Origin of the sequence: Bradyrhizobium sp. AUGA SZCCT0160, assembly GCF_018130105.1 — a bacterium.
In the GTDB taxonomy this organism is placed as follows: Bacteria; Pseudomonadota; Alphaproteobacteria; order Rhizobiales; family Xanthobacteraceae; genus Bradyrhizobium.
On sequence record NZ_JAFCMD010000031.1, the window covers coordinates 21693 to 34873 of the forward strand.

At 64.2% G+C, this 13181-nt stretch carries 12 protein-coding genes; 8 read left to right on the top strand and 4 right to left on the bottom strand.

The window, feature by feature from the left end; translation table 11 throughout:
• Positions 1 to 4 precede the first annotated feature (4 nt).
• From cysW to JQ558_RS33610, 5 genes are all read left to right on the top strand, one after another.
• A complete protein-coding gene (gene cysW, locus JQ558_RS33590) occupies positions 5 to 967 on the top strand; it encodes a sulfate ABC transporter permease subunit CysW (protein ID WP_212296428.1) in 963 nt (320 codons plus the stop codon).
• Positions 957 to 2006, top strand: a complete 1050-nt coding sequence (locus JQ558_RS33595; protein WP_212273427.1) for a sulfate/molybdate ABC transporter ATP-binding protein — start codon at positions 957 to 959, stop codon at positions 2004 to 2006. The genes cysW and JQ558_RS33595 overlap by 11 nt, the downstream gene beginning before the upstream one ends.
• Positions 2007 to 2190: 184 nt before the next feature.
• Complete coding sequence (locus tag JQ558_RS33600) at positions 2191 to 2688, top strand: CAP domain-containing protein (protein ID WP_192736918.1); 498 nt, start codon at positions 2191 to 2193, stop codon at positions 2686 to 2688.
• Between the two features lie 186 nt (positions 2689 to 2874).
• Positions 2875 to 4053: a DUF3734 domain-containing protein gene (locus JQ558_RS33605; RefSeq protein ID WP_212296429.1), complete on the top strand. Its 1179-nt coding sequence runs from the start codon at positions 2875 to 2877 to the stop codon at positions 4051 to 4053.
• Between the two features lie 5 nt (positions 4054 to 4058).
• On the top strand, positions 4059 to 4847 hold the full coding sequence (locus tag JQ558_RS33610) for a 3-hydroxybutyrate dehydrogenase (RefSeq protein ID WP_192736915.1): 789 nt from the start codon (positions 4059 to 4061) through the stop codon (positions 4845 to 4847).
• 238 nt (positions 4848 to 5085) lie between these two features.
• Here JQ558_RS33610 and JQ558_RS33615 read toward each other — a convergent pair whose 3' ends face one another.
• Positions 5086 to 6462 (bottom strand): polysaccharide biosynthesis C-terminal domain-containing protein, encoded by a 1377-nt coding sequence (locus JQ558_RS33615; RefSeq protein ID WP_212208573.1) that lies wholly within the window; start codon positions 6460 to 6462, stop codon positions 5086 to 5088.
• A gap of 254 nt (positions 6463 to 6716) precedes the next feature.
• Positions 6717 to 7556 (bottom strand): protein-disulfide reductase DsbD domain-containing protein, encoded by an 840-nt coding sequence (locus JQ558_RS33620; RefSeq protein WP_212208572.1) that lies wholly within the window; start codon positions 7554 to 7556, stop codon positions 6717 to 6719.
• A gap of 135 nt (positions 7557 to 7691) precedes the next feature.
• Here JQ558_RS33620 and JQ558_RS33625 point away from each other — a divergent pair, with 135 nt between their 5' ends.
• The 3 genes from JQ558_RS33625 to JQ558_RS33635 all read left to right on the top strand — a co-directional run bounded on the left by JQ558_RS33625 (position 7692) and on the right by JQ558_RS33635 (position 11118).
• Positions 7692 to 8354: a YqgE/AlgH family protein gene (locus tag JQ558_RS33625; protein WP_212208571.1), complete on the top strand. Its 663-nt coding sequence runs from the start codon at positions 7692 to 7694 to the stop codon at positions 8352 to 8354.
• A 336-nt stretch (positions 8355 to 8690) separates the two neighbouring features.
• Entirely contained in the window at positions 8691 to 10181 is a 1491-nt protein-coding gene (locus JQ558_RS33630) for an amidohydrolase family protein (RefSeq protein ID WP_212296430.1), read from the top strand.
• 1 nt (position 10182) lies between these two features.
• A complete protein-coding gene (locus JQ558_RS33635) occupies positions 10183 to 11118 on the top strand; it encodes a GTP-binding protein (protein WP_212296442.1) in 936 nt (311 codons plus the stop codon).
• Positions 11119 to 11281: 163 nt separating this feature from the next.
• Here the strand turns inward: JQ558_RS33635 and JQ558_RS33640 are convergent, their stop codons facing one another.
• Positions 11282 to 12172 carry a TauD/TfdA family dioxygenase gene (locus JQ558_RS33640; RefSeq protein WP_212296431.1) on the bottom strand — a complete coding sequence of 297 codons (891 nt, stop codon included), beginning with the start codon at positions 12170 to 12172 and terminating at the stop codon, positions 11282 to 11284.
• Between the two features lie 205 nt (positions 12173 to 12377).
• Positions 12378 to 13157: an SDR family NAD(P)-dependent oxidoreductase gene (locus JQ558_RS33645; protein WP_212296432.1), complete on the bottom strand. Its 780-nt coding sequence runs from the start codon at positions 13155 to 13157 to the stop codon at positions 12378 to 12380.
• Positions 13158 to 13181 lie beyond the last annotated feature (24 nt).

The following is a 13181-nucleotide window of genomic DNA, read 5'->3' on the forward strand; positions in this document are numbered from 1 at the left end:
ACTGATGTCGACGCAATCGAGTGTGGTGACGTCAGCGACCGAGCTGCGGGCCTATGCCCCGACGGCGGACCTCACCGTTTCCCCGCCGCCCTCGCGCACTGAGCGTGCGCGCCCGCGCACCGGGACATCGCCGGACAATCTGCGTACCGAGCCTGGGCCGGTCCGTTTCATCATCATCACCCTCGCGGTCAGCTTCCTGTCGGTGTTCGTCGTGCTGCCGCTGGTCGTGGTGTTCGCAAGCGCCTTTTCCAAAGGCATCGGCGCCTATCTGGCGGCGCTGGCCGAACCGGAGGCGCTGGCGGCGATCAAGCTGACGCTGCTGGTGGCGGCGATCTCCGTCACCCTCAATCTGGTGTTCGGCGTCATCGCGGCCTGGGCGATCGCCAAGTTCGATTTCACCGGCAAGACCTTCCTGATCACGCTGATCGATCTGCCTTTCTCGGTCAGCCCCGTGATCTCGGGTCTCGTTTTCGTGCTGCTGTTCGGCGCGCAGGGCTTTTTCGGCACATGGCTGCAGGCGCATGACATTCACATCCTGTTCGCCGTGCCCGGCATCGCACTGGCGACCATCTTCGTGACCTTCCCCTTCGTCGCGCGTGCGCTGATCCCGCTGATGCAGGAGCAGGGTACCCAGGAGGAAGAGGCGGCGATCTCGCTCGGTGCGTCAGGCCTGCAGACCTTCTTCCGCGTCACCCTGCCCAATATCAAATGGGGCCTGCTGTATGGCGTCTTGCTGTGCAACGCGCGCGCCATGGGCGAGTTCGGTGCGGTGTCTGTCGTGTCCGGCCATATCCGCGGCGAGACCAACACCATGCCGCTGCTGGTCGAAATCCTCTATAATGAATACCAATTCGTGGCGTCGTTCGCGATTGCGTCATTGCTGGCAATGCTGGCGCTGATCACGCTGGTCGTGAAGACCGTTCTCGAGCGACGTCTGGACGAAGGACAGGAACCGCGTGACCATTGAAGTCAAAAACATCGTCAAGAAGTTCGGCAGCTTCGCTGCGCTCGACAATGTCGACCTGAAAGTCGACCAGGGCGAATTGCTGGCGCTGCTCGGCCCCTCCGGCTCGGGCAAGACCACGCTGCTGCGGATCATCGCCGGGCTCGACTGGCCAGATGCCGGCGAGGTGTTGATCGACGACGAAGACGCGCTGGCGCGCGGCGCGAGCGAGCGCCATGTCGGTTTCGTGTTCCAGCATTACGCGCTGTTCCGCCACATGACGGTGTTCGAAAACGTCGCCTTTGGCCTGCGGGTGCAGCCGCGCGCCATTCGCAAGGACGAGGCCACCATCCGCGCCCGCGTCAAGGAATTACTCGATCTGGTGCAACTCGACTGGCTGTCCGACCGCTACCCCAGCCAGTTGTCCGGCGGCCAGCGGCAGCGCATTGCGCTCGCGCGTGCGCTTGCGATCGAGCCGCGCATCCTGCTGCTCGACGAGCCGTTCGGCGCGCTCGACGCCAAGGTGCGCAAGGAGCTGCGGCAATGGCTGCGCTCGCTGCATTCGGAAATCCACGTCACCTCGATCTTCGTCACCCACGACCAGGAAGAGGCGCTCGAAGTCGCCAACCGTGTGGTCGTCATGGACAAGGGCCGCATCGAGCAGATCGGCACGCCCGGCGAGGTCTATGATCACCCGGCGACCGCGTTCGTGCATGGCTTCATCGGCGAGTCGATCGTGCTGCCGGTGGATGTCAGCGGCGGCTCGGTGCGGCTCGGCGGCCGGCCGCTCAATATCGCCGCCAATGGCGCGGCTTCCGGGGCTTCGAAACTGTTCGTCCGACGACATGACATGCAGATCGGGCCCGCCGGCTCCGGATCGCTGGAAGGCGCGGTGCGCCATGTCCGTTCGTTCGGTCCGATTCAGCGGGCCGAGGTGGCGCTGTCCGACGGCGAGGGCAAGACCATCATCGAGATCGACGCCCCCCGCGACCGGGAACTCCAGGCCGGCGAAATCGTCAGCCTGCAGCCCCGCCGCTACCGTATTTTTGCGGCCCAGGATTGACGACGAAGTCGTCATTCCGGGGCGCGAAGCGAACCTCAGGTGCGCAATTGCGCATCGGGGAATCTCGAGATTCCGGGTCTGGTCCTAGTGGACCATCCCGGAATGACGGCTGGATTTAGCCCCACGTTCACCATTCAGCCACGGTTGGTATGCAACAACTGCGTGACATCACGGGGGTTGATTCATGCGCGCCGCGGCCGCGATAGCTGGACTTTTGTTGCTGGGCGGCTGCATGGCGGACACCGCCAGGGCGCCGGACCAGCCGACCATGTATCTCAGCATGGCCAATGGCGGCGCTACGCTGGATCCGCAGGCTGCGGCCTCGATGATTTCGCTCTACCGCCAGAACAACGGCCTTGCCGCCGTGGCGGTTGACCCGGACCTCATGAAGCTCGCCGAAGCGCAATCGCAGGCGATGGCCAAGCGCAACAAGCTCGATCATGACGTCAAGGGCCCGCTGGAAAAGCGCCTCGGCGCTTCCGGATATCCGGCCAAGCTCGCGGTTGAAAACGTGTCGGCCGGCTATCACACGCTGGCGGAAGCGTTCTCGGGCTGGCGTGACTCGCCGCCGCACAAGGCCAACATGCTCAAGAACGGTGTCACAAAATTGGGCATCGCGGCGATTTATGCTCCCAACACCAAATACAAGGTGTTCTGGACACTCATTCTGGCGTCAACCTAGCGCATGATCCGGACCCGCAGGGCCTGCCGGCGCAAGTGGGTACGGGTTTTCCCAAAAGATCATGCGCAAACAAAAACATAGCGCCGCGATAAACTCGGCGTGATCCTTGCAGATATCTCGCTGATTGACGCCGTCGCGAACTGCCGCCACGGTATTAAAATCATTGCCCTCTGATTGACGGTCACGATGGATACATCCGTTTCCGCGCCCGCGACGAAGCCCGTTGATGCACAGCGCGTGCTGGTGCTGCAGGGCGGCGGCGCGCTCGGCTCTTACCAGGCCGGCGCCTTCCAGGCGCTGTGCCGCTCCGGCTTCGAGCCGGAATGGGTAGCGGGCATCTCGATCGGCGCGATCAATGCCGCGATCATTGCCGGCAACGACCCTGCGACACGCGTCGATCGCCTGAAGGAATTCTGGGACATGGTATCGTCGCCGGTGTCGTGGAATCCGATTACGCCGGGTGATCGCGCGCGGTCGCTGTTCAACGAGACCAGCGCCGCTTTGATCGCGACCTTCGGTGTGCCCGGATTTTTCACGCCGCGGCTTCCGCCGGCGCCGCTGTGGCCGCAGGGCAGCCCGCAATCGCTGAGCTATTACGATACCGCGCCGCTGAAGAAGACGCTGGAAAGACTGGTTGACTTCGACCGCATCAACGATCTGAAGATGCGGCTTTCCGTCGGCGCCGTCGGCGTGACCTCCGGCAATTTCAAATATTTCGACAATGTCGAATTCAAGAAGCTCGGCAAGAAGATCGGGCCGGAGCACATCATGGCGTCCGGCGCGCTGCCGCCGGGTTTTCCTTCCATCCTCATCGACGGTGAGCATTACTGGGACGGCGGCATCGCCTCCAACACGCCGCTCGATTTCGTGCTGGATGAGGAAAGCGACCGCGATCTCCTGATCTTCCAGGTCGACCTGTTCAGCGCGCGCGGCGATCTGCCGGCCACGCTGCTGGAGGCCGCCGAGCGCGAGAAAGACATCCGCTTTTCCAGCCGTACCCGGATGAACACCGACAAGAACAAGCAGGTACACAACACGCGCAAGGCGCTCCGTGAATTGGTCGCCAAATTGCCCGATGATCTCAAGAATGATCCGTCGGTGGCGGTCCTGTGCAACGCGGTCAAGGAAAACACCGTCACGGTGGTGCACCTGATCTACCGCAGCAAGAACTACGAATCCTCGTCCAAGGATTACGATTTCTCGCATGTCGGGGTGGTCGAGCACTGGAATGCGGGTGCCCGGGACGTGCATTTGTCGATGCGTCACAAAGAATGGCTAGAACGGCCGCAGTCCGGGGAGACCATGGTGACCTACGATCTCACGAGGGACGTTTCCAGCGCCCCCGAAAGCAAGAAACAGGAGTGACCAGAATGGGTATTTTGAAGGGCAAGACCGCCGTCGTGACCGGCTCGACCAGCGGCATCGGATTGGCCTACGCGCGCGCTTTCGCCGCCGCCGGCGCCAATGTCGTCATCAACGGCTTTGGTGCACCGGCCGACATCGAGAAAGAGCGTTCCGGCATCGAGACCGACTACAAGGTCAAGGCCCTTTACTCGTCGGCCGACATGACCAAGCCCGCCGAGATCGCCGAAATGATCGCGCTCGGCGAGAAGACCTTTGGTTCGGTCGATATCCTGGTCAACAATGCCGGCATCCAGTTCGTGTCGCCGATCGAGGAATTCCCGATCGAAAAGTGGGATGCGATCATCGCGATCAACCTGTCGTCGGCATTTCATGCCATCCGCGCCGCGGTGCCCGGCATGAAGAAGCGCGGCTGGGGCCGCATCATCAACACCGCTTCGGCGCATTCGCTGGTGGCGTCGCCGTTCAAGTCGGCCTATGTCTCGGCCAAGCACGGCATTGCCGGCCTCACCAAGACGGTGGCGCTGGAGGTCGCGACCCACAAGATCACCTGCAACTGCATCTCGCCAGGTTATGTCTGGACGCCGCTGGTCGAGCACCAGATCCCCGAGACGATGAAGGCGCGCAACCTTACCAAGGAGCAGGTCATCCGCGACGTGCTGCTGGACGCCCAGCCGACCAAGGAATTCGTGACCTCCGAGCAGGTCGCCGCACTGGCGCTGTTCCTGTGCGGCGACGATGCCGCCCAGATCACCGGCGCCAACCTCTCGATCGACGGGGGCTGGACCGCGGAGTGAACCGTCATGCCCCGCGAAAGCGGGGCATCGATCGAAATTTGGCGAAAGCTGCGCGTATCTCTGCGGCGGTCGCAGTTTCCCCAGCGTCGATGGATGCCATGGCGGCATCGATGATCCGCAACTCGTCGGGGGTGGCAACATAATCGTTGCCCCGTCGCCTAGTCTCGTTCGATTTCTCCGTCGCCATCGTAGAACGATAACACGCGAGGGTTCGTACTCCAATCGCTACGACGGATTACTAGGCTCCACGCTTCCCGAACGCCAGCACGTGCAGGCCGAGCCGCTGCCGGACGATCCAGAACAGCAGCACGGTCTCGAACGCCAGCGAGATCGTGGTTGCGGCCGCGGCGCCGTGGCCGCCGTAGCCCGGCACCAGCAGCAGGCACAGCACCACGTTCATGACAAAGGCGAGCGCATAGGCCAGCGCGCAGATGTGCTGATGGCCCAGCATGTTGAGCAGCCGCTCGACCGGGCCGATCGCCGAGCGCACCAGGAGGCCGACAGCGGCGATGAACATGATGTCGTAGCCGACCACGAATTGCGGCCCGAACAGCCACAATAGCGGCTTGCCCAGCGCCAGCAGAACGATGGTGGCCGCGAGCGAGGGCCAGAACGTCCATTGGATCGCGTGCGCCACATAGGCCGACAGCCGCGCCTTGTCGCCGAGCGCATGATACTCCGCGAAGCGGTGCGCTGTCGTGGCCGACATCGCGTAGTGGATGAAGGAAACCAGCGCCAGCGTCTTCACGACCGCGAAATAGACACCGACTTCCTCCGAGGAACGGAATTGTTGCAGCATCAGCACGTCGGTGTAGGAGAGCAGCAGATAGAAACTCTCGACCAGCAGGATCGGCAGCGAGACCGCCAGCCAGCCGCGGAAATCATAGGCTTTCGCGCCGGCCTCAACGTGGCCGGCGAGCCTTCGGTTCAGCACCACCATCTGGCCGATCATCGCAAGCCAGACCGCGGCGGCGCTAGCCAGCATCGCCACCGTGGCGCCGAGATTGAAACCGAGCGCGAAGGCGCCGGCAGTGAGGCCGATGATCAGCGACTGGCGCACGATGAATTGCGGCATCAGGCCAAGCCGCATCCAGTCATGCGAGCGCGCAATGCCGTCCTGGGTGTTGGCAACGACGAAGGCCGGCAGGGTCAGGCAGCCGATATAGAGCGGCACAACCGTGTTGGGCTCCATCCACGGCGACAGTGTTTTCACCACACCCGCCAGCGCCAGCGAGACCAGCGATGAAACCGCGAACGTCATCCAGCGGCTGCCGGAGAGGAAGCCGCGCAGCAGCGCGTGCTGGCCGCTGGCGCGGTATTCCGGAATGATCTTTTGCGCCGACGCCGAGATGCCGAAATCCATCATGCTGCCCAGCAGCAGCACCCAGGTCCAGACATAGACATAGACGCCGTAGTCCGAACCGCCCATCCAGCGCGCCAGCAGGATCTGCGAGAAATAGGCGAGCGCGGCGCTGACGACGCGGATGATGAAGATCGTGCCGGCCAGCCGCTTTGTCAGCGACGCTTCGCCCGAACCACCAAAGAGACCGCGAAGCAGCGAGCGCAGGCGCGCGATCGGGCCGGCGGGCGAAGCGGAGGCGGATTCGGTGTCCATCACGGCCACAGCAAGGCATCCTCGAAAGGCCGCGAGGCGGCGGCGATGCTCCGATGTATCAACGATTCGTTAAGATTCGGTTGGGTGGGGGCGCGGGCCTCAATCTCCGCGTCGTCCCGGCCTTGAGCTCAGATGCGCAATTGCGCATCGGGGGACCCATAACCACAGGAGGTTGTTGTTGGAAAAAGGTGTCTCCCGCCGTGTTTCAACACACCCGCCGCGGCGTATGGGCCCCGGCGTTCGCCGGGGCGAAGCTACTGCAAATTCACATTGAACTCATAAGCCCGGTCGCCGCCGACCAGCGTCAGTTTCAGCGCGGCGCCGTCGGCGCTCGCGCCCGGCGGCAGGCCGTCGAGCTCGAAGGCAAAGCGTTTGACGCCGGGCGGACCGCCCTCGATCAGCTTCGGAATCGGCAACGCCCAGTCCGGCGTCGGACCTTCGGCGAACAGACTGACCTCCTTGCCGCCGGGCGCGGTGACGTCGACCAGCACGTTGGCCTTGCCCTCGCGCCTGACGTCGCGAATGGTGAGGGGATTGGGATCGCCGACATTGGCCGGCTTCGGCACCGCGTTGAGTGCATCGGACAGATTGCCGTCCTCGGTGCTTGCCACACTAGCAAAGGCCAGCTCCGCCTTGGCGTCGACCGGGATGCAGAGCTTGTCGCAGACCGCATAGTTGATGTCGGCGCGCAGCGTCACCGGCTTGTCGGTGTTCTTGGCGACGATCCGCAGCGGCAGCACGACCTGCTGCTTGTAGCCGAGCGAGAAGCCGCCCGCGCCGTCATCGAACTTCATCGGCGCCGGCCACAATACCGTCACCGCCTCGACATTGTCGGACTTGGAGAAGTCGAAGCGGGGCGGAACGCCGGAATCGCCGGGCGTCCGCCAATAGGTTTTCCACCCCGGCTGCAGCTGGATAGCGATACCGCCGAGCAGCACCGCGCCGCTGCGCGATCCCGCCAGCAGCCGGATCGCGGAATGGGTGTCGCGCTGCCAGGGCGAGGCATCCTCGGCGCGAACCTCGATGGCCGCGCATGCGACAGCCAAAGTGGCGGCAATGCCGAACGCGGCCCGCATGGGAACTATGACGGTCATGAAACGTCTTTACAGGCAAGTTTGGCCGCAAACCATTGAATTGCTTGTGATCCGCGATCGAATACAACGCGCGGCTTGATTGACAGAACCGCCACCCGATATCAGGATATGAATCAGCAAGAGAGGCCTTTGCGGATGAGCCCTGAAGGCAAGACACCGAAGACGGCACCGAAGACTGCTCGCCGCAAAGTCGGCGGCATTGGCCACAATTCGCCCAATGAGGGCTACCTGGACGGCCAGCTGCTGATTGCCATGCCGGTCATGGGCGACCCGCGCTTCGAACGCTCGGTCATCTATATGTGCGCCCATTCGTCCGAGGGGGCGATGGGCATCATCGTCAACCGCCCGGCCGGCAGCATCGATTTTCCCGGCCTGCTGGTGCAACTCGATATCATCAAGACATCGGACCAGATCACGCTGCCGGAAAACGCCGAGACCATGAAGGTGCTCAAGGGAGGTCCGGTCGATACCGGCCGCGGCTTCGTGCTGCATTCCAGCGATTTCTTCATCAAGGATGCCACGCTCAATATCGACGACGGCATTTGCCTGACCGCGACCGTCGATATCCTGAAAGCGATCGCCAAGGGCTCGGGACCCAAGCACGCAATCCTGGCGCTGGGCTATGCCGGCTGGGCGCCGGGGCAGCTCGAGGACGAAATCCAGCACAATGGCTGGCTGCATTGCGCCGCCGACGCGGACCTGATCTTCGGCGACGACGTCGACGAGAAATACCAGCGTGCGCTGCGCAAGATCGGGATCGATCTGGCGATGCTGTCGAACGAAGCCGGCCACGCCTGACTGTCATTGCCCCTGGCTGTCATTGCCGGGCATAGCCGTCTGAAGGACGGCGTCGCTTCCGCTCGCCTATGACCCGGCAATCCATCCCCCAAGAAAGACATTTTGCGCAGTTGATGGATACGCGGGTCAAGCCCGCGTATGACGAGTTGCGTGCTGAAGCGCGGGCGCAACTCCATTGCGCCACTCGCGGATGCGTGCCCTCCGCCGGCAGAGGTTGTTGCCCGTCCGAAAATCTGCCTCTATGGGGTCGCGACGGCCCTTATTCGCCAGTCTGCGCGCCTTCGAAGCTGAGCCGGCTTCGCAGGGAACAGGTCTTCAGTACGCGGGAGTGACGAGATGGCTGGTTTGGTAATCAGGGGCGGCCGGGTGGTGGATCCGGCCAGCGGCATGGACGCCATCGGCGATGTGGCGGTGCTCGATGGCAAGATCGCCGCCGTCGGCACCGGGCTTGGCAGCGCCGAGCGCACCATCGACGCCACCGGACTGGTGATCGCCCCCGGCTTTATCGATTTGCACGCGCACGGCCAGTCGATCCCGGCCGACCGCATGCAGGCGTTCGACGGCGTCACGACGTCGCTCGACCTCGAAGCGGGAGTCTTGCCGGTCGCATCCTGGTATCGCCGCCAGGCCGAGAAGGGCCGCGTGCTGAACTACGGCGCAGCTGTCAACTGGGCGTTCGCGCGCATTGGCGCGATGACTGGCTCCAACGCGGAAAGCTCGCTGGAGGCGTTCGGCAATGCGATGCGCGACCGCCGCTGGATCGACAACGTGGCCAGCGATACCGAAGTGGCCGGCATTCTCGATCGCATCGCGGGCGGGCTGAGCGAGGGCGGCATCGGCATCGGCATCCTCAACGCCTATGCCCCGGGCGCCGGGGTGCAGGAACTGACCGCCGTGTGCCAGCTGGCGGCGGCGCGCGAGGTGCCGACCTTCACCCATGTCGCCTACATGTCGCGCATCGATCCGGAGAGCGCTGCGGAAGCCTATATCCGCCTGATCGGCTATGCCGGCGCCACCGGCGCGCACATGCACATCTGCCATTTCAATTCTTCCAGCAAGACGGACATCGAGCGTTGCGTCGCGCTGATCGCCAAGGCGCAGGCGCAAGGGTTGCCCATCACGGTCGAAGCCTATCCTTACGGTACCGGTTCGACGGTGCTGGCGGCCGCGTTCTTCAGCGACCCCGAATTCGAGGCGCGCAACGGCCTCGGCTATGATTCGGTGCAGCGGGTGACCGACGGGCATCGTTTCCGCGACCGGCAGGAACTGATGGCGGCACAGGCCGCCGAACCTTCCACGCTGGTTCTGTGGCACGTTCTGGATATCGACAATAACGCGCATCATCGCGACCTCCTCGACATGGCGGTGCTCTATCCCGGCGGCGCGATCGCCTCCGACGCCATGCCCTGGACGCTGACGGACGGCCGCGCCTACACCGGCGACGCCTGGCCGCTGCCTGACGATGCGACCTCGCATCCGCGCTCGGCGGGTTGCTTCACGCGCTTCATCCGCGAGTGGGTGCGCGAGCGCCGCAAAGTGTCGCTGCTCGAAGGCATCCGAAAATGCGCGCTGATCCCCGCGGAAATTCTTGGCGCCTCCACGCCGGCGATGCGCGCGAAAGGCCGGCTGCAGGCGGGTGCGGATGCCGACATCGTCGTGTTCGATTACGAAACGCTGAGCGACCGGGCGACATTCTCTGCGATGAACCGCCCGTCGGAAGGCGTGCGTCATCTGGTGGTCAGCGGCCAGCCACTGATATCAGACGGCGTGCTCGATGTGGCGGCGCGGCCCGGGCAGCCGGTGCGCCGGCCCGTTACCGGGGGCTGAGGTGGCGGTCCCGGTCGTGCTCGTGGCCGGCTTCCTCGGCGCAGGCAAGACCACGGTCGTGAACCATCTCTTGGCGCATGCCGGGGGCAGGCGGATTGCCGCCGTCGTCAACGATTTCGGCGCGATCAATATCGATGCGGAACTGATCACCGGCGCCGCCGACGGCGTGGTGAGCCTGAGCAATGGCTGCATCTGTTGCTCGCTCGAAGGCGATCTCTTGCGCACGCTGGCCGGCTTGTTGCGGCGTGATCCGCGGCCGGAATTCATCGTGATCGAAACCAGCGGCGTCGCCGATCCCCAGGACATCGTGCGCAACCTGATGGATCCAGTGATCTGGCGCGAGGCGCCGCTCGAAACGGTGCTCTGCGTCGTGGACGCCACGACTTCGCTCGCCAGGTTCGACGACGCCCTGCTGCGGTCCCAGATACGGGCGGCCGATGTGATCGCGCTGAGCAAGGTGGACCTCGCGGACGCGGCCAGCCACACGCCGGTCCGCGATGCGATCCGCGCGATCCGCCCCACGGCGGTGCTGGTCGATGCGCCGCATGGCGAGGTTCCGATGGCGCTGCTCTTCCCTTCGGATCCGGATCGAGCGCCGGTGCCACGCCAGCCGGGGCAGCGACGGCCAGCAACGGATCGCTTCGAGGCGCTGAGCTGGACGTCGGAACGGCCGCTGTCGTTGGCCCGATTGCAGGCGGCGATCAATCGGCTCGCGCCGAAGCTGGCGCGGGCGAAGGGGCTGTTCGAATCCGTGGAGCAGCCCGGCAGGTTGATGTTGCTTCAGTTCGCCGGCGGACGCGCGACGCTGGCCCCGGGCGGGCCGCCGGCCGCTGGAATGCCGCGGACCCGGATGGTGTTCGTTGCGGAGATCGGCGTGCTCTCGCGCGCCGAGATCGATGGGATCATGGAAGGATGCATCGAGGCTGGGCAGGCGTAACCACACTCACAGCGTCGTCCCGGCCTCGAGCCGGGACCCATACTCCCGGCAGTCGTTGTTTCAGAAGGTCACTAACGCCGGCGATCTAACCGATGGGCCGCGGCGTATGGGTCTCCCGATGTGCAATTGCACATCTGAAGCTCAAGGCCGGGACGACAGTAATCTACTCCGCCGCCTGTTGCGCCACCGTCGGTGCCGTTCCCGCCACCGTGGCGCGGCGCATGTCACGGGGCTGCGACTGGTCGTAGCGGCGCACGCGATGCATGGTCTGGCGGTTGTCCCACATCACGAGATCATGGACCGTCCATTTGTGGACGTGGACGAATTCGGGTTGCGTGGCGTGCTCGTTGAGGTCGCGCAGCAGGACCCGCGCTTCCGGCATGGTCATCCCCTTGATGGCGCCGGCATGTGAGGATAGGTACAGCGATTTGCGGCCGTGTACCGGATGGGTGCGCACCAGCCGCTGCAGCACCGGCTTGAACAATTCCTTCTCTTCATCGGTGTAGTCGAGAAAGCCGAGCGATCCCCGCGAATACATCAGCGAATGCTCGCAGATCATGTCCTCGATCTCGGCCTTGGTCTCGTCGTCGAGCGCGTCATAGGCCGCGCGCATGTCGGCAAACTCGGTGTTGCCGCCCTTCGGGTTCACCACCCGCGCCGACAGCAGCGAGAATTTTGCCGGGATTGGACGGAACGATGAGTCGGAATGCCACAGGCAATTGCCAAGGTTGAACAGGTTGATGCGGCTGTCGCGCGGCAGCGGCTTGCCGTCCTTGCCGAGGTTGGAGACGTCGTTGAGCCCGGTCTGAGCCAGCCGAGAATCCTCCGGCTTGACGACACTGCCGCCGCGCGGATTTTCCCGCTCGCCGAAATTCAGCGCGAACGCCATCTGCTGCTCGTCGGTAACGTCCTGGCCGCGAAACAGCAGCACGGCGTATTTGTCCATGCCGGCTTCGATGTCCTGGGCCTCCTGCGGCGTCAGCGGCTTGCGCAGATCGACGCCGGAAACCTCGCCGAAGAAGTGCTTACCCAGCTGCCGGATCGTGACCGTCATGGCGTTTTCTCCGTTAAGCGGCGGGCGGTTGTCCCGCTTCGTTTTGTAAAAAACTACTCCGTGACGGGCCCAAGTCAACGTTCTCCAGCGCTTGCCGAGCGCACAGCTGTCATGCCCGGACTTGATCCGGGCATCCATCAATCTTCATAAATGCCTTTCGAAGGGGATGGATTGCCGGGTCAAGCCCGGCAATGACAAAGTGGCATCACGCATTCCGCGCCATCAACCCGCCGTCTACCGGAATAACCACGCCGGTCAGGTATGAAGCGGCCGGCAGGCACAGGCTCAACGTCATATGGGCGACTTCCTCGGGATCGCCGTAGCGGCCGAGTGCGGTGCGGCGTTTGGCGAAGATGGTCTTGTGCTCCTCCGCAATCCGCTCGGTGATCCCGGTCCGGATCGGTCCCGGGCAGATACAGTTCACCGTAATGCCCTCGCGGCCGAGTTCCACGGCGAGCGCGCGGGTCAGGCCGGTGACGCCGGCCTTGGCGGCCGCGTACGGGCTGTTCGTTGCGGTGGCACCGAGCGCTTCAGTGGAGGCGATGTTGACGATGCGCGGGCATTTGGATTGGCGCAAATGCGGCAGCGCGGCACGGATGATGCGCGGGTGCGCTGATAGCATGACCGCCAGCGCCTTGGTCCAGGCCTCGTCATAGCCGTCCGCGTCGATCGGGGCGCGCAGCGACAGGCCGGCATTGTTGATCAGGATGTCGAGGCCGCCGAAATGCGCCGCGATGGCGCCGACGACCGTGACGATGTCATCGGCCCTGGCGACGTCGAGCGTCCAGGCCTTGGCGCTGCCGCCTCTTTCCTTGATTTCATCGGCGACGGCCTGCGTGGCCTCGGCGTTGATATCGGTGGCGGCAACGTTGGCGCCTTCGGCGGCGAACACCAGCGCGGTGGCGCGGCCCATGCCGCTGGCGGCGCCGGTGACGAGAACGGTCAGGCCCTTGACCGAACGGCTGAGCTCTCTGAAATCTGACATCGCGGATTCTGACCTAAAATGTTC